This is a genomic window from Roseinatronobacter monicus (genome assembly GCF_006716865.1).
GTDB classification, from domain to species: domain Bacteria; phylum Pseudomonadota; class Alphaproteobacteria; order Rhodobacterales; family Rhodobacteraceae; genus Roseinatronobacter; species Roseinatronobacter monicus.
This window is the reverse complement of record NZ_VFPT01000001.1, coordinates 268,087-283,917: the sequence shown is the minus strand read 5'-3', so window position 1 is coordinate 283,917 and position 15,831 is coordinate 268,087. Positions and strand designations below refer to the sequence as shown.

Here is a 15,831-nt window from a genome sequence, read left to right as displayed (position 1 = left end):
TTGGCTTGACGGCCTTGCACATTTGGCTAGATGCGACAGGGCAATGCAGACGGAGTGGCTTCATGACAATCACAATTCTTGACGGCGGGATGGGGCAGGAATTGGTCCGGCGTGCCGGACGGGCCACACCGCTCTGGTCGACACAAGCGCTTCTGGACGCGCCAGAGCTTGTGCGCCAGATCCATCAGGATTTTTTCACCGCCGGGGCAGAGGTGGCGACCGCCAACACATATGCACTGCTGCCCGACAGGCTTGTGAAATTCGGGTTGGGCGACCGGCTGGACGAGTTGACGCAAACCGCCTGCCGGATTGCGGCAGATGCACGGGACGCCGCGGGCCACGGTCTGGTTGCGGGATCGCTGGGGCCACTTGGGTTTTCTTACAGACCAGACCTTGCCCCCCCGCCCGAGCAGGCGGCGGAAATCTATGCGGCCATCGCCGCTGTGCAAGCGCGCATTGTGGATGTCCTGTTGATAGAGACGATGTCTTCGGTCGATCAGGCGCGGGGCGGGCTGATGGGCGCACAGACAACAGGCAAGCCGGTCAGGCTTGCACTCAGCGTCATGGATGAGGATGGCACGCGCCTGCGCTCGGGCGAGGCGTTGTCAGACATCGAAGCGCTGCTGGCAGAGTTCCGGCCTGACCGCGTCTTGCTGAATTGTGCGCGCCCCGAAGCAGTGTCCCAAGGTCTGCCGATCCTTGCGCAATTCAACACGTCATTCGGGGCCTATGCAAACGGGTTCACCCAGATTGACCCGCGTTTCAACACCATTGGCGCGACTACAGATCTGCTGACAACACGTACCGACATTGGCCCCGACAGCTATGCGGATTTCGCAGAAAACTGGGCAGATGCAGGGGCGACCCTCATCGGTGGCTGCTGCGAAATCGGGCCAGAGCATATTGCCGCCCTGACCCGCAGATTGAAACCGGACGCGCCAAGGCCCGTCGCCGCGCCACTTGACGCTTAAGCGCAAGCTATGATGCGGCGACACAGGGCGGCTTCATTCGCCCAAGGCAATGCCTTCGCGCCGTGGGTCAGCGCCGCCCAGCAGCCTGTCGCCAATCGAAATCGCGTGCAGACCTGATGTCAGCGCCGTCACGTTTGTCTGGAACCCCAGATCAGACAGCGGCGTGTCCAGATCCTCGGCCCATGTTTCCGCCTCGATCTGATATGTGCCAAAACTGTTGACCAGATGCGGCATCGAGACCGCTTGCTGCACATCCATGCCCCAATCCAGATGCGCGATGATCGCCTGCGCGGTGAAGCCGATAATCGTGGCACCGCCCGGACTGCCGATGCTTAAGATCGGCGCACCCTCGCGCCGCACAATTGTGGGGGACATGGACGATCTTGGCCGCTTGCCCGGCTCTACACGGTTCGCAATAGGCCAGCCATCCGCATGACTGCGGAAGGAAAAATCCGTCAACTCGTTATTCAGCAAAAACCCACGCACGAATATCCGCGATCCGAAACCGCTTTCGATCGTTGTGGTCATCGACAGGACATTGCCGTCAGCATCAACGATGGAGATATGCGACGTGGCGGGGCGTTCCTCGCGCGTGTCGTCGCCCCAAAGCTGCGCGTGGTCCCATTCCGGCTGCCCCGCTGACACTTCGGGCAAGGCATCGTCACCGCGCAACAACTCGGCGCGCGCCGCCAGATAATCGCGGTCGATCAATCCTTGCACTGGCACAGGAACGAAATCGCTATCCGCCAGATAGCGGCCCCGATCGGCAAAGGCCAGCCGGGTTGCATCGTCCATCAACCGCCGCGTTTCCACATCTTGCGGGTCCATGTCGCCCAGATCAAAATTCTCCAGCATCCCAAGGATCTGCGATATGGCCACAGCACCCGAGGAAGGCGGGCCCATGCCGCACACCTCATTGCCGCGATAGTCATAGCAAATCGCAGGCCGCTCGATCACCTGATAGCGCGCAAGGTCGGTCATCGACAACAAGCCCGGATGATCCTCTGTTCGGGTTGCTGCTACGATATCCGCCGCAATTTCGCCTGTATAAAAGGCCGCCGCCCCTTGCGTTGCGATCTGGCGCAGCGTGTCGGCATAGGCGGGGTTGACCAATCTATCCCCCGCAGAAATCGGTGCGCCGTCAGGCAGGAAATACTCTGCCGTGGCGGGGAAGCTCGACAAGGTTTCGGCAGCACCCGCCACCGACTCGGCCATCCGGCTGGAGACAGTGAATCCGGCTTCGGCATGTTCAATCGCTTCATCAAACAGGCCAGCCCAGTTCGCGCGGCCCCAGCGCCGATGCGCTTCTTCCAGCAGCCGTGGCGTGCCCGGTGTGCCGACCGAACGACCGCTGACAACAGCGGTCATGAAATCCAGCGGCGCGCCATTCTCGTCCTGAAAATGACGCGGATTGGCGGCAAGTGGGGCCGTTTCGCGCGCATCCAGCGTGGTAATCTCGCCTGTTTCAGCGTCATGCCAAACAAGAAAGGCACCCCCGCCAAGGCCCGAGGATTGCGGCTCTACCAGACCCAGCACCACTTGCACGGCCACCATCGCGTCAGCAGCACTCCCACCTTCGCGCAGCACTCTTGCGCCCGCGTCCACGGCCAGCGGATGCGCGGCAGAAACCATCCAATTCTCGGCCTCGACGGGATTGCCTGCGCGTTTGGCCTCCAGCGCCGCTATGGCGGCGTCTGAGATTCCGGGGAAATCTTGTGTGGTCTGCGTCTGCGGTTCAGGAACGACGATATCCGAGCTTTGCTGCCCCAAAGCCGGGCCAGCCGCAGCGAGAACAAAAATAGCGGTGGATGCGAGTTTATACATATGCGCCTTCTCCGGTTTACGTCACGGGCGGGCCAGCAGAGGCCCGGTGATCTTGCCGCCCCCCCCGTCGCCCGGAAATTTGGGCGAGTCGGCAGCCAAGCCTTCAGCCTTAGGTGGAATTTTTACCATCAATTCACGGCTCCGTCATCCGTCATGTCGTGCCAGCAGGCGTTGTCTTGCTCCATTCTGACAACGCGCAAGGGATATTCCCGCCGGAAAATATCGCTTGCCAGATGCACGGGCTTGCTGCGATATGTTTTCTCAAACATATCATTGCGGAGTGTCTTGTGCCCTCGCCCCTTCACCGCTGCCCCTTTGTCGAAACCGTTGCCGCACTGGCCTTTTTTGTGGCCCCTTTTGGTGCTGCCGCCGATCAGGTGACGGTTTTTGCGACGGCGAGCCTGACCAATGCGGCCGAGGCCGTGTCAGCGGCATGGTCAGACACGACGGGCCACACAGCTGTCTTGTCTTTCGCCGGCTCTTCCGCACTGGCGCGGCAGATCCAGCAAGGCGCGCCCGCAGATATTTTCATCTCTGCACATGCCGACTGGATGGACGCTGTCGCCGCGTCGGGTGATTTGCGCGCAGATACGCGGCGCGATATTCTGGACAACACGCTTGTCCTGATCGCGCACGGTCAGAATGCCGCCCCGGTGCGTATGGATGAAACCCTTGATCTGGCCGGTATGCTGGGGGATGAGCGCCTTGCAATGGCGATGGTCGATGCTGTGCCCGCTGGCATGTACGCAAAAGCCGCACTGACGACGCTGGGATTGTGGGACAGCGTGGCGCAACGCGTCGCGCAAACTGACAATGTGCGCGCGGCCCTTGCCTTCGTGGTGCAGAATGAAGCGCCCTTTGGCATCGTCTATGCAACCGATGCACGCGCGACCGACAGCGTCACAGTTATCGGCACCTTCCCGCAGGGCAGCCATGACCCGATCAGATACCCCGCGGCGATCACCGCACAATCGACCAGCCCTGTGGCGCAGGCGTATCTGGAATTTCTGACCTCGGACACTGCGCGCGCGATCTGGGCGGCGCATGGCTTTGGTGTGATCGACTGATGGGGTTTGACTGGGCAAACTGGCTTGGGCCTGCCGAATGGCAAGCGGTGCGCTTGTCGATCCGCGTGTCGTTCTGGGCCACACTGGTCAGCCTGCCGCTGGGCATATTTGTGGCCTATGCGCTTGCGCGGTGGGACTTCTGGGGCAAGCAGGTGCTGAACGGGCTTGTGCATCTGCCGCTGATCCTGCCGCCCGTCGTGACCGGGTATCTGCTGCTTGTCACCTTTGGGCGGCGCGGCAGCGTGGGGCAGTTTCTGGACGAATGGTTCGGGATTGTGCTGTCCTTTCGCTGGACAGGCGCGGCGGTAGCCGCTGCGGTGATGGCGTTTCCGCTGATGGTCCGCGCAATCCGCATGGCCGTTGAAGCAGTTGACCCGAAATTGGAAGCGGCGGCCAGCACGCTGGGTGCATCACGCCCTTGGGTGTTCCTGACCGTCACCTTGCCGCTGATCCTGCCCGGCGTCATTGCAGGCGCAATTCTTGCCTTCGCCAAGGCAATGGGCGAGTTTGGCGCGACAATCACCTTTGTGTCGAACATCCCCGGCCAGACCCAGACCATCCCTTCGGCCATCTATGCCTTTCTACAGGTGCCGGGCGGCGAAGAGGCGGCAAGCCGCCTTGTCATTGTTGCCATCGTCATCGCAATGGCGGCGCTGCTGGTGTCCGAATTTGTGGCGCGCCGCGTGGCAAGGGTGGTGGCCGGGACATGACATTGCAGGTTTCACTCCGGCACAGCTTCAAGGGGTTCACGCTTGACGTGGCCTTTAGCGCGCCGGCCGGTGTGACCGTGCTGTTTGGCCCCTCAGGTTCTGGCAAGACCACGCTGATCAACGCAGTGGCAGGTCTGCTTCGCCCCGATCAAGGCAGGGTGGTCGCGCATGACTGGGTGCTGCTTGATACACAGGCGCGCCGCAACCTGCCCCCGCATAAGCGCCGCTTGGGCTATATCTTTCAGGAAGGCCGCCTGTTCCCGCATCTGACTGTGCGCCAGAACCTGCTATACGGGCGCTGGTTCGCACCGCGCGACGCACGCACCGAAGGCCTGACGCGCGTGGTCGAGATGCTGGGCATCGGCGCGCTTCTGGACCGTCGCCCCGGTGCGCTGTCAGGCGGAGAGAAACAACGCGTCGCCATTGGGCGTGCGCTGCTGGCCGCGCCCAAGCTCATTTTGGCAGATGAACCCCTTGCCGCGCTGGACGAGGCCCGCAAGGCGGAAATCCTGCCCTATTTTGAACGACTGCGCGACGAAGTGTCCGTGCCGATCCTGTATGTCAGCCATTCCTCGGCTGAAGTGGCGCGGCTTGCGACGACTGTTGTGGCGCTAAAGGCGGGGCGCGTTGCGGCATGTGGCACTGCTGCGCAAGTGCTCGGCGATGTGGCGGCAGTCGGGGCACGGGCCGCGGCCTCGGTGCTAAGCGCGCGGGTGGTGGCGCATCACAGCGACGGGTTGAGCGAGCTGACAACCGCTGCGGGGTCGTTGTGGTTGCCGCGCATCAGCGACCAGCCCGGCACGACATTGCGCGTACGCATTGCGGCGCAAGAGGTGATCTTGTCGCGCGACGCGCCGCAAGGGTTGTCCGCGCTGAATATCCTGTCCGGCCTCATCACCGACATTCGGCTGGGCAATGGCCCCGGCGCATTGGTCACGCTGGCCATTGGCGACGAGCGGCTGAGCGCGCGCATCACGCGCCGCTCGGTTCAGGCGATGGGGCTGGAACGCGGCCAGCGCTGCCATGCCATACTCAAATCTGTCGCCGTTGCCCCCGAAGACGTTGGAACAGGCCGTCAATACAAGGTCGCAGAATGACCCGCCCGGCGCGCCCTGCGCTGTCCTTCGGGATTGGTGCCGCTGTCGGCACCGCTGGCGGGCTGATCGGGCTTGGCGGGGCTGAATTTCGTCTGCCTGCGCTTGTGGGCGTCTTGCGGTTTTCCCCGCGTGAGGCGGTGGCCGTGAACCTTGTGGCCAGCCTTGCTGTGCTGGCCGCGGCCTTTCCGTTCCGCGCCGCTGCGGTGCCAATGGCCGAGATCACGCCTTATCTGCCTGCAATCCTTGGCATGCTGGCGGGGTCCATGTCAGCGGCGTGGGTTGGGGCGGGCTGGTTGCGACAGGTATCCGACAAGCTGCTTGGCCGCCTGATCCTGATCCTACTTGTGGCGCTTGGGTTTGTGCTGATCGCCGAAGGGCTGTTCGTTACGGCCCCCGCGCGACTGGTGGGGGACGATCTGGTCACAACCGTGATGGTTGCCGCACTGTGCGGTGTGGGGATCGGGCTTGTCTCGTCGCTGCTGGGGGTGGCAGGGGGCGAGTTAATCAACCCGGTGTTCATTCTGCTGTTTGGTGCGGATGTGAAGCTTGCCGGGTCCATGTCTATTCTGGTCAGTCTGCCCACCATCGCAGTCGGTCTGTCGCGGCATTTGGGGGCAGGTTCTGTGCTGCGCGCGCCCGCCCTTTGGCGGACCACGCTGCTGCCGCTGTGCGCAGGTTCGGTGCTCGGTGCAATTCTTGGGGCCTTGGCGCTTGAGAGTGTGCCTGCGCAGGCCCTCAAGGTCGGGCTTGGTGTTATCCTGATCTTTTCGGCATGGGGGGTGTTTCGACACCTGCCCACACCGGCCCCTGCGGACAAGCGGTAGCGGCTGCGCACCTGTCAGGCGACATCTACCTTCACTTCTACGTCCATCGTCACGCTCACGCCTGCCGCCCCGTGAAAGCTGCCGACAACAGGGGCAACCTGTGTGATATGGCGCGCGGCGGCCACAGGAATAAGATTGCCTGACCCCATGGACCGGTTTGTCGGGTCAAAGGAAATCCAGCCAGCCCCCGGCACAAACACATCCACCCACGCATGGGTGGAGCCAGCACCAGCAGAACCGATAAGCCCGCTTGTCGGATCAAACATATACCCCGACACAATCCGCGCCCCGAAACCCAATGTCCGCACGGCCTCGGCGAACAAAACCGCCAGATCGCGGCAAGACCCCCACGCGCGGTCCAGCGTTTCCAACGGGCCTTGGGTGCCCTCAACCTCGCGGCTTTGATAGCTGATCTGGCTGGAAACACCGTTGCTGACATCTTGCAGCAGCGACAATGTATCGGTGGGGCGCTGCATCACGAACCCTTCGACCCAATTTGAAAGCCGCCCCGCCACATCCAGATATTGCGGCCTTGCCAATGCGCCAAGATCGATCCAGTCTTCGTCCGAATACAGAAAAGGATAATTCTGCGCGTGGGCCGCAATGTCGAAAATGGGCCATGCAGGCGCTGTCAGGTCAACCGTCATGCGGCTTTCAACGCTCAGCGCATCTGTCAGCCCACTGAAATTGGCGGTAGCGATGGTGTTGCCTCTGACATCATGCGCCCAATTTATCGTCGCTTCGGGTTGCACGGACAGATCAAAGGACAGCAGGCGCAATTCGGGCGTTTCACGCGGGCGCAGCATCATGCGATGCGGCCCAAGCGAGATTGCCTCGGAATAACGGTAATCCGTCTTGTGAGTGATCGTCAGAACTGTCACGAGCCGGACCCGGACGATTTTGCTTTGCTGCCCCGACCACTGCCGCCAGATGCCGATGCGGGGTTTTTCCAAGTGCTGCTGCCCTTGCACCGCTTGCAAATCCGCTCCCCAAAGCCTTCGCTGTGAAACACCGCCTTGCACCGCAAGCACGCCCGTTCGCGGGGAACATCGCCATGCGCAATCTGCTGTTGGGGAAGGTCGGAAATGTGGTCTTTCATACTGGCAATTCCTTTATCATATGTACTGCGGACAATGCCTTGCACCACTTATGGCGCGGATCAGTGCGGCACACGCATTCACACTGCGCACATTGCGCGCAGCATCCATTACAGGTTTAGATGGGTATTCGAGGGGCTGATTAACACCCCCGGCGGCCACAGGGCGGTCGACGGCACCTTCAAGCCTTGCTAAGTCTTGCCCAACTGATCAAGGAGTTTCAGCAATGCGGATTTTGTTTACCGGCGGCGCGGGCAAAGCCGGACGTCATGCCGTGGCGTATCTGCGCGATCAGGGGCACCGTGTCCTGAATGTGGACCTTGTCGCGCTGGAGCTTGAGGGCGTGGACAACCGCCGCGCAGATATCACCGATGCCGGGCAGATGTTTGATGTCATGTCCAGCTATGCCGGGCTGGATGAGTTGGAAGCTGGCACCGGCGTGCCCCGGTTCGATGCCGTCGTGCATTTCGCCGCCGTGCCGCGAATATTGCTGAAAAGCGACAATGAATGCTTCCGCGTCAACACGCTTGGCACCTATAACGTCATAGATGCGGCGCTGAAATTTGGCGTACGCAAGATCATTTTCGCCTCATCCGAGACGACATATGGTGTTTGCTTTGCCGATGGCACGCGCAAACCTGACTATTTGCCGCTGGATGAAAACCACTCCACAGTGCCCGAAGACAGCTATGCCATGTCCAAGGTTGTCAATGAGGCCACGGCGCAGTGTTTTCAGCGGCGCAGCGGTGCCGATATCTATGGCTTGCGGATCAACAATGTGATGGAGCCGCAGGATTACGCAGCGCTTTTCCCTGCATTCATGCAAGACCCTGCCCTGCGGCTGCGAAATATCTTTGCGTATATTGATGCCCGCGACCTTGGGCACATGGTCGAGCGCTGCCTTCAGGTGGATGGGCTGGGCTTTGAGATATTCAACGCCGCCAACGACACGCATTCGGTTGACCTGACCACAGCAGAGTTGATCGACAGATTTTACCCCGATGTGCCGCTGACCCGCGATATGGGCGCGGATGAGACATTCTATTCCAACGCCAAAGCAAAGCAGATGCTGGGTTTCGCGCCGCAATATGACTGGCGTGCAATTCTGGGGAAATGACGGGATAGACGCAGACGGGGCGATCAAACCTAAGCAGGCCACGGGGCCAGACCCACCGCCACCTTGTCAGAACGCTCGGCCAGAAACCGCGACAGGTTTCTGGCCGACCATAGCTTTGACGTTTAGTCGGCCATAACCTCTTCGGTTGCGGCACGGATGCGACGGATATTCTCTTCCATCTCATCCTGAGGGATATAGACCACCGGGAAGAAGGTGTTGCCTTCGGTGATGTCCTTGAACGACTGGCTTTCGCTGGCAAATTCTGCCGCAGACATCAGACGGTCCTTCACCTCTTGCGGCACGCCGGTCGGGACGATGAGCGTGCGATAATCCTCGATCGAGTAATCATAGCCCAATTCCATCAGCGTTGGCACATCGGGGTAGAACGGGCTGCGCTCTGCCGACATGAAGGCCGCGACGACCATTTCACCCGTGGGGGTATATTGCGCATGTGTGCCGCCCGAATAGGCGAAATCAACTTCTTGGCCCAGCACCAGCGGTGCCATACCACCACCGCCGCCCGTGGGGACGATGGCCAGATCAAGCCCTTCTTCTTCGGCAATGGCACCGATGATCGCCTCGTCCAGCGGGGTTTGCTGGGCATAGGTCATCTGGTTTTCTTTGCCATAAGCAATGATTTCGTCAAACGTGCTGAAGGGTTGCTCGGCGGATGTGACGATAGCGTTCTGACCCAGCGCCACAGCGGCAAGATACTCGAAATCGTCGATCTCGTATTCCACCTCTGTGATGATCGGTGTGAAGGTCAACGCCGTGGTCCCACCGAACAGGAAGGTATAGCCGTCGGGTTCGACATTGGTCAGCCGCGTAAAGGCCACGGCAGAACCGCCGCCGGGCTGGTTGACCACATTGACCGGCTGGCCAAGGTATTCTTCCATGACATTGGCCAGAACGCGGCCCTGAATGTCAGTCGATCCACCGGGTGCGAAACCGATCACCATCGTCAGCGGGCGCGTGGGCCAGTCATCGGCCATCGCCATCGGCGCGGTCAGCATGGTTGCGCCCAGAATGGCTGTGAATGTCTTTTTCATCTTGGTGTACTCCTGTTGAACTGTCTTCAATCGGCCATCAGCGCTTCATTCGCGGCGCGAATTTCACGTATGGTGGCTTCGGTTTCCGCTGCATCCATGAAGACGATGGGGTGCAGCGTGTTGTCGACCGTTACATCGACGAATGGATCATGCTCGACCGCGAAGCGGGCGGCATCTTCAAACGCCTGAACGATCTCATCCGGGGTGCCGCCCGGCAGGAAGAACGACCGGAAGTCGTCCATGGCATAGGGGTAGCCCAACTCGACCAGAGTGGGCACATCCGGGTAGAAGGGTGAGCGTTCGCGCGTCAGAAACGCCAGAACATTCATTTCACCCGTGGGCGTGTATTGCGCATGTGTGCCGCCTGAAAAGGCGAAATCGACCTCGCCACCCAGCAAAAGCGGAGCCATACCGCCACCGCCGCCAGTTGGCACAATGGCCAGATCAATGCCTTCCTGATCTGCAATCAACTCCATGATCGCCTGATCCATCGGCAATTGCTGGGCATAGGTCATCGGGTTCTCTTGCCCGTAGGCCACAAGCTCCTCGAAGCTTTGATAAGGGGCATCGCCTCGCGCGACGACACCAAACTGCCCGCCAACCATCGTGCCCGCATAGCGGAAATCATCGATGTCATATTCGGTTTCCGTCACAATCGGCGAGAAGGTCAGGCCAAGCTGCACCCCGAACATAAAGGTATGGCCATCGGGTTCCACATTCATAAACCGCGTCAGCGCCACCGCCCCGCCCCCACCGGGTTGGTTGACCACGTTTACAGGCTGGCCAAAATATTCCTCAAGCGTGCGGGCAAGGACGCGGCCCTGAATATCCGTGGACCCACCCGGCGCGAAGCCAATCACCATCGTCATCGGTCGCTCGGGCTGCCAACTGTCGGCCAGCGCAAGCGGCGCGGCCAACATGGCCCCCAGCGCGGTGCCTGCCGCCAATATGGAACGTCTGTTCATGGTATCCTCCTCCGTGGGTAATTTCAGTCGACAGCGGGTGCGCCAGCAGGGGGCTTGCCCTTGCGGAACGTGCGCACAATCAGCGTCACCAGCGCGACCAGCGTACAGGCGATAAAGATCATCGCAATCGGGCGGTTCAGCAGAATTTCCCAGTTTCCGCGCGATAGGATGATGCTCTGACGCAGGTTCAACTCCAGCATGGGCGTGATGATAAAGGCCACAAGGAAGGTGACAAAACTGTAGTCATATTTCTTCATCAGGTACCCCAGCAGGGCAAACCCCATCAGAATAACCAGCCCGAACGTGCCGTAGCCTTGCAGCATCATCCCGGCCAAGCAGAAGAAGATCACGATCGGAATGACGACATGCGGCGGCACGCGGGTGATCTGTGCAAACACCATCAAGCCATACCAGCCCAGCACCAGCATGATGACAGAGGCCAAGATCATCCCTGCAAAGATCGAGTACAGCAATTCAGGGTTGTCGCGCAGCAAAAGCGGGCCAACGGTGATGCCGTGGATCGCAAACGCCCCGATCAACAGCGCAGCCGAGACATTGCCCGGAATACCCAACCCGAAAAGCGGGATCAGGGCAGCGGGAATAACAGCGTTATCTGCGGATTCTGCTGCCGCGATGCCCTTCGGCTCGCCCTTGCCAAACAACTCTGGCTCTTTCGCGGCTTTCTGTGCCATCCCGTATGACATGAAAGAGCCGACCGACGGGCCAAGCCCCGGCAATGCACCAACAAAAGTGCCGACACCGGTGCCGCGCAGAATGGTGGGCAGAATGCGCCGGAAAATCGGCCATGTGATGCGGTCGCTGTCATCCTTTTTCAACTGGACAGACATTGTGCCACGCTCGTAGCGCAGCTTCTCGGACTGGATAAACATCTCGGACAAGGCCAGCGTGCCGATAGCCACCGCGATCAGCGGCATGCCGTCCATCAATTCGGCATAGCCGAATGTCAGGCGCGGTAGGCCTGTCTGGTTGTCCAACCCGACTGTGCCAAGAATGATGCCCAATCCGCCCGCAGCCAGCCCTTTGAAGATATTGCCGCCCGACAGACCCGCGATGAACACCAGCGCAAAGGCCAGAATGGCCGCCATTTCATAGGGACCGAACAGCAGCGCCACACGGGCAAACGGAATGGCCACAAAAATAAGAATGATCGTTGCCAGAATATCCCCCATAACCGAGGCAATCAGGCCGATCTGCAAGGCGGTCTTGGGCTTGCCCTGTTTCGCCATCGGATAACCGTCCAGCGCTGTCGCCGCAGACGACGCTTCGCCCGGCGCATTCAGCAAAATAGCAGACACCGCACTGCCCGCCGCCGTGCCCTTGGACAGGCCAATCAGGAACGAAATGGCAATATAGGGCGACATGTAAAAGGTCATGGGGATAGCGATAGAAATCGCCACCGACCGCGACAGACCGGGAATGACCCCGACAACATAGCCCAGAAGCACCCCGCCCCCGATGCCGATAAAAGAAGCAAGGGTCAGGGCTTCGGCGGCGGCGGTTCCAATAACTGCAAAATCCATATTCAGACCACCCCGACACGCATCAGATACACAGACAAGACATACAGCAGCGCCACCGGCACCACCGAACACCCAAGGATCATGTACCAGCGCCGTTCCCCCAGCAGGATCAGCATGCCTGCGATCAGAAAGGCACCGAACCATGTGATCTTGATGAAGGACATGAACCAGATGGCGACGGCGACATACAGAAATGGCCACGCCGCCCATGCGACAGCATCCCAATGCAGATCAGCGCTCAGGGGGACGATGCGTGCCTTTAGCATCTGCACCAGCCCCTTGACGGCAATAACACTGCCGCAGATCAGCATCAGCCACGCCCCTATGCTGGGCACCAATCCGGGGGGCATGCGCGCGAATGGATTCGAGCCCGCATAATTTGGTATCACCCAGAGCAAAGCCAGAAGCCCAAGCGCGGCTACGACCAGCCCGGACCAGAAATCTGATCTTGGCATTTAATCTTTCCCTGTCATTTGCGACTTGTTGATGTCGCTTAAGGCGAAGCGTTGCACAAATGAAATATGGCTTGCAACCCATTTCGCACTCAACGCGCACTGCAAACCTTATGCGCTACATTTTTTACCGCGTGTGCAGCAGGGTTTGATGGGCAACATGGAACCGATGCCAAAACCGGGCATTTATTTTGAATGGTTATGGAGAAAAAGGAGTCCGCTTATGGAAACCCTGCCCCTTATTGCGGTGTTATCGCTCTTTACGCTGGCCTGCGTTATCGTGTTTGCGTGGGTCAGCAAGCGCAAGGTCGAACAGCGCCGGCATGACGACCAGATACCGAAATCTTCGTTGGCAACGGACAGTCGCGGCAAGGGCGCTGTCGAAGCGCTGGACGACAAATGACCGTGCCTGAATGCGCGTGACGATCTGGCCCAAATTCAACCCGGCGCTAGGTGGGTGCGCGTGATCGGCTTGCATCTGCCTCGGTCACACACACGTTTGTCCCCCAGCTTTGGCACGCGGCCTCCAAAGGGGGCGTAAGGCGCTGATCTGTGTAGAAGCTGTCCAGTTGCGAAATAGAACCGATGCGCGCCGGTGCGCGGCGGCGAAACTTGGAATGATCCGCCACCAGAAAGCTGCGCCGCGCCTGTTTCAGAATTGTCTGGCTGACGCCCACTTCCTGAATGTCGAAATCCAGCATATCGCCATCCTCGTCGAGGGCGGAGCAACTGATGACCGCCAGATCAAACTTGAACTGCTGGATCGCTTGGGTGGTGACCGTGCCCACCAGCCCGCCATCGGCCCGCCGCAACAGCCCGCCCACCACGATGATCTCGCAAGACGGATTATCGACAAGGATATTCGCAACATTCAGATTGTTGGTCAGCACCATGATATCACGGTGCGCCTGAAGCGCGCGCGCCACAGCTTCCGTCGTCGTGCCAATATTCAGAAAGAGCGAGCACCCGTTCGGGATGTCTTGCGCGCAGCGTCGCGCGATTGTGGCCTTCGCTGCTTCGTTCAGATCCTGACGGTCTTCATACCCGATATTGGCCACAGTCGAAGGCAAAAGCCCGCCGCCATGAATACGCTGCAATTTCCCCTGATCTGCCAATTGGTTCAGATCGCGTCGGACCGTTTGCAAGGTGACGCCAAAATACGCAGCCAACCCCTCGACCGAAACACGACCATCGCGCCGCGCAAGCATCAGTATCTCACGAAATCGCACGGCTTGGGACATTGGCGGCGGCGCTCCTTTCGGCTGTTTGATTCGTAGTCAGGGCGCGCTTGATCCTGCCCCGCACCCTCGCATATTCGTTTTAGCATAACGGACAGCAAGGCGATCACACCAGACAGAATTTATCATGAACAAAGCGCTTTGAATTGTTCGGATTGCGAAAAACGAACAAAACCAAGCAGAACCAAAAAAAATCTTGCTCCGTCACGGCCATAGGGCATAGGACTTGGCGTAACACGGAATTCCCCAGCGGTGCAGGAGGGCGCATGTCGCAACCCACCAAGAAAAACGGCGCACAAGATGCGCCTCTCGACCTGTTGATTATTGGCGGGGGCATCAACGGGTGCGGGATTGCGCGCGATGCCGCCGGGCGCGGGCTGTCGGTGCTTCTTGCGGAGAAGGGCGATCTGGCGGGGGCCACCTCCTCTGCGTCGACCAAGCTGCTCCATGGCGGTCTGCGCTATCTGGAGTTTTTCGAGTTTCGCCTTGTGCGCGAAGCCCTGATGGAACGTGAAACCCTGCTGCGCGCCATGCCTCATATCAGCTGGCCCATGCGGTTTGTCCTGCCCTATCACAAGGATATGCGGTTCGAGAGTGACACGCCCACCTCGAAGCTGCTGGGCCTGTTCATGCCGTGGATGAAGGGGCGCAGGCCCGCATGGCTTATCCGGCTGGGCCTGTTTCTTTATGACAATCTGGGGGGCCGCAAGATCCTGCCGGGCACATCTACGTTGTCCCTGAGCGGAACCAGCGAGGGCGCGCCATTGGAGGACCGCTTTGCCAAAGCCTATGAATATTCGGATTGCTGGGTCGAGGATTCGCGGCTTGTCACCCTGAATGCCCGCGACGCCGATGCGCGCGGCGCAGATATCCTGACCCGGTCAGAAGTCACTTCGGCGCAGGTCGAGAATGGCATCTGGGCCGTGACAATCAAAACCGAAGGTGAAACGAAAACCGTTCACGCCAAGATGCTGGTCAATGCAGCAGGGCCGTGGGTGGGCGATGTGATCCACGGCAAATTGCGCCTGAACAGCCGCGAGGATGTGCGTCTGGTGCGCGGCAGCCATATCGTGACGCGCAAGCTCTATGACCATGACAAATGCTATTTCTTTCAGGGCACTGACGGGCGGATCATCTTTGCAATCCCCTATGAGCAGGATTTCACCCTGATTGGCACCACCGATGCCGAGCATTCGGACCCTGCCACACCCCCCGTCTGCACAGATGAGGAGCGCGACTATCTGTGCAACTTCGCCAGCCAGTATTTCAAGCGCCCTGTCACAGCGCAAGACGTGGTCTGGACCTATTCCGGTGTGCGCCCACTCTATGACGACGGCGCGTCATCCGCGACAGCGGCCACACGCGATTACACGCTCAAGATCGACCAATCCGCAGGCGCGCCCGTGCTGAATATCTTTGGCGGCAAGATCACCACCTACCGGCGGCTGGCCGAAGCGGCGCTGGACAAAATCGCCACGGTTTTGCCGGTGTCCAAGGGAAAATGGACCGCAGGTGTGGCGCTTCCGGGGGGCGATTTCGCGCCGGACGGAGTGGACAGGCTGGTGCGCGATTTGCAGCAGGACTATCCGTTCGTGACCGAATTCTGGGCGCGCCGCCTTGTGCGCGCCTACGGGACCGAAGCGCGCGACATATTGGGCACCGCGACACAGGCCAGTGATCTGGGCCAGGATTTCGGCGCCACCCTGACCGCAGCAGAGGTGACTTGGTTGATGACCCGCGAATATGCGCGCGACGCAAACGACGTGCTTTGGCGGCGCTCGAAACTGGGGCTGCGGCTGGATAAGACACAGGCACAAGCCCTACAGGACTGGATGGTAAACGCACAGATCACGGCCTGAGCGGTTGCAGCAAACGCCGG

The 15,831-nt window shown here is 60.1% G+C and carries 15 protein-coding genes; 8 read left to right on the top strand and 7 right to left on the bottom strand.

The features are described 5' to 3' along the window. The first annotated feature begins 62 nt into the window (after positions 1–62). Positions 63–971, top strand: a complete 909-nt coding sequence (locus BD293_RS01150; protein WP_142079433.1) for a homocysteine S-methyltransferase family protein — start codon at positions 63–65, stop codon at positions 969–971. 33 nt (positions 972–1,004) lie between these two features. Here BD293_RS01150 and ggt read toward each other — a convergent pair whose 3' ends face one another. Continuing rightward, on the bottom strand, positions 1,005–2,795 hold the full coding sequence (gene ggt / locus BD293_RS01145) for a gamma-glutamyltransferase (protein ID WP_142079432.1): 1,791 nt from the start codon (positions 2,793–2,795) through the stop codon (positions 1,005–1,007). Between the two features lie 287 nt (positions 2,796–3,082). Between ggt and modA the strand changes: the two genes are divergently transcribed. Genes modA through BD293_RS01125 form a run of 4 tightly spaced genes read left to right on the top strand, consistent with a single transcriptional unit; the run spans position 3,083 to position 6,493 of the window. After that, positions 3,083–3,862, top strand: coding sequence for a molybdate ABC transporter substrate-binding protein (modA, locus tag BD293_RS01140; RefSeq protein ID WP_246086172.1), 780 nt, complete (start codon positions 3,083–3,085; stop codon positions 3,860–3,862). After that, on the top strand, positions 3,862–4,572 hold the full coding sequence (gene modB, locus BD293_RS01135) for a molybdate ABC transporter permease subunit (RefSeq protein WP_142079431.1): 711 nt from the start codon (positions 3,862–3,864) through the stop codon (positions 4,570–4,572). Before modA ends, modB begins: the two co-directional genes overlap by 1 nt. Further along, positions 4,569–5,669 carry a molybdenum ABC transporter ATP-binding protein gene (gene modC, locus BD293_RS01130; protein ID WP_142079430.1) on the top strand — a complete coding sequence of 367 codons (1,101 nt, stop codon included), beginning with the start codon at positions 4,569–4,571 and terminating at the stop codon, positions 5,667–5,669. Before modB ends, modC begins: the two co-directional genes overlap by 4 nt. After that, positions 5,666–6,493, top strand: a complete 828-nt coding sequence (locus BD293_RS01125) for a sulfite exporter TauE/SafE family protein (protein WP_142079429.1) — start codon at positions 5,666–5,668, stop codon at positions 6,491–6,493. The genes modC and BD293_RS01125 overlap by 4 nt, the downstream gene beginning before the upstream one ends. Before the next feature lie 14 nt (positions 6,494–6,507). On the opposite strand, the gene BD293_RS01120 is transcribed toward BD293_RS01125, so the two are convergent. Then, complete coding sequence (locus BD293_RS01120) at positions 6,508–7,446, bottom strand: transglutaminase family protein (protein ID WP_246086171.1); 939 nt, start codon at positions 7,444–7,446, stop codon at positions 6,508–6,510. A 370-nt stretch (positions 7,447–7,816) separates the two neighbouring features. Here BD293_RS01120 and BD293_RS01115 point away from each other — a divergent pair, with 370 nt between their 5' ends. Next, entirely contained in the window at positions 7,817–8,707 is an 891-nt protein-coding gene (locus tag BD293_RS01115) for an NAD-dependent epimerase/dehydratase family protein (protein WP_142079428.1), read from the top strand. A gap of 122 nt (positions 8,708–8,829) precedes the next feature. Here the strand turns inward: BD293_RS01115 and BD293_RS01110 are convergent, their stop codons facing one another. The 4 genes from BD293_RS01110 to BD293_RS01095 are packed head-to-tail and all read right to left on the bottom strand — an operon-like array spanning position 8,830 to position 12,717. After that, positions 8,830–9,756 (bottom strand): Bug family tripartite tricarboxylate transporter substrate binding protein, encoded by a 927-nt coding sequence (locus BD293_RS01110; RefSeq protein ID WP_142079427.1) that lies wholly within the window; start codon positions 9,754–9,756, stop codon positions 8,830–8,832. A gap of 26 nt (positions 9,757–9,782) precedes the next feature. Continuing rightward, positions 9,783–10,721 (bottom strand): tripartite tricarboxylate transporter substrate binding protein, encoded by a 939-nt coding sequence (locus BD293_RS01105; RefSeq protein WP_142079426.1) that lies wholly within the window; start codon positions 10,719–10,721, stop codon positions 9,783–9,785. A 23-nt stretch (positions 10,722–10,744) separates the two neighbouring features. Next, complete coding sequence (locus BD293_RS01100; RefSeq protein ID WP_142079425.1) at positions 10,745–12,262, bottom strand: tripartite tricarboxylate transporter permease; 1,518 nt, start codon at positions 12,260–12,262, stop codon at positions 10,745–10,747. A 2-nt stretch (positions 12,263–12,264) separates the two neighbouring features. Then, complete coding sequence (locus BD293_RS01095) at positions 12,265–12,717, bottom strand: hypothetical protein (protein WP_142079424.1); 453 nt, start codon at positions 12,715–12,717, stop codon at positions 12,265–12,267. 148 nt (positions 12,718–12,865) lie between these two features. On the opposite strand from BD293_RS01095, the gene BD293_RS01090 reads away from it, so the two are divergent. Next, complete coding sequence (locus BD293_RS01090) at positions 12,866–13,117, top strand: hypothetical protein (RefSeq protein ID WP_142079423.1); 252 nt, start codon at positions 12,866–12,868, stop codon at positions 13,115–13,117. A 46-nt stretch (positions 13,118–13,163) separates the two neighbouring features. Here BD293_RS01090 and BD293_RS01085 read toward each other — a convergent pair whose 3' ends face one another. Next, a complete protein-coding gene (locus tag BD293_RS01085; protein WP_142079422.1) occupies positions 13,164–13,955 on the bottom strand; it encodes a DeoR/GlpR family DNA-binding transcription regulator in 792 nt (263 codons plus the stop codon). Between the two features lie 263 nt (positions 13,956–14,218). On the opposite strand from BD293_RS01085, the gene glpD reads away from it, so the two are divergent. After that, on the top strand, positions 14,219–15,811 hold the full coding sequence (gene glpD, locus BD293_RS01080) for a glycerol-3-phosphate dehydrogenase (protein WP_142079421.1): 1,593 nt from the start codon (positions 14,219–14,221) through the stop codon (positions 15,809–15,811). Positions 15,812–15,831 lie beyond the last annotated feature (20 nt).

Coding starts and splice junctions, on each gene's coding strand:
- BD293_RS01150 (WP_142079433.1), top strand. CDS start 63: ATGACAATCACAATTCTTGACGGCGGGATGGGGCAGGAATTGGTCCGG.
- ggt (WP_142079432.1), bottom strand. CDS start 2,795: ATGTATAAACTCGCATCCACCGCTATTTTTGTTCTCGCTGCGGCTGGC.
- modB (WP_142079431.1), top strand. CDS start 3,862: ATGGGGTTTGACTGGGCAAACTGGCTTGGGCCTGCCGAATGGCAAGCG.
- modC (WP_142079430.1), top strand. CDS start 4,569: ATGACATTGCAGGTTTCACTCCGGCACAGCTTCAAGGGGTTCACGCTT.
- BD293_RS01125 (WP_142079429.1), top strand. CDS start 5,666: ATGACCCGCCCGGCGCGCCCTGCGCTGTCCTTCGGGATTGGTGCCGCT.
- BD293_RS01115 (WP_142079428.1), top strand. CDS start 7,817: ATGCGGATTTTGTTTACCGGCGGCGCGGGCAAAGCCGGACGTCATGCC.
- BD293_RS01110 (WP_142079427.1), bottom strand. CDS start 9,756: ATGAAAAAGACATTCACAGCCATTCTGGGCGCAACCATGCTGACCGCG.
- BD293_RS01105 (WP_142079426.1), bottom strand. CDS start 10,721: ATGAACAGACGTTCCATATTGGCGGCAGGCACCGCGCTGGGGGCCATG.
- BD293_RS01100 (WP_142079425.1), bottom strand. CDS start 12,262: ATGGATTTTGCAGTTATTGGAACCGCCGCCGCCGAAGCCCTGACCCTT.
- BD293_RS01095 (WP_142079424.1), bottom strand. CDS start 12,717: ATGCCAAGATCAGATTTCTGGTCCGGGCTGGTCGTAGCCGCGCTTGGG.
- BD293_RS01090 (WP_142079423.1), top strand. CDS start 12,866: ATGGGCAACATGGAACCGATGCCAAAACCGGGCATTTATTTTGAATGG.
- BD293_RS01085 (WP_142079422.1), bottom strand. CDS start 13,955: ATGTCCCAAGCCGTGCGATTTCGTGAGATACTGATGCTTGCGCGGCGC.
- glpD (WP_142079421.1), top strand. CDS start 14,219: ATGTCGCAACCCACCAAGAAAAACGGCGCACAAGATGCGCCTCTCGAC.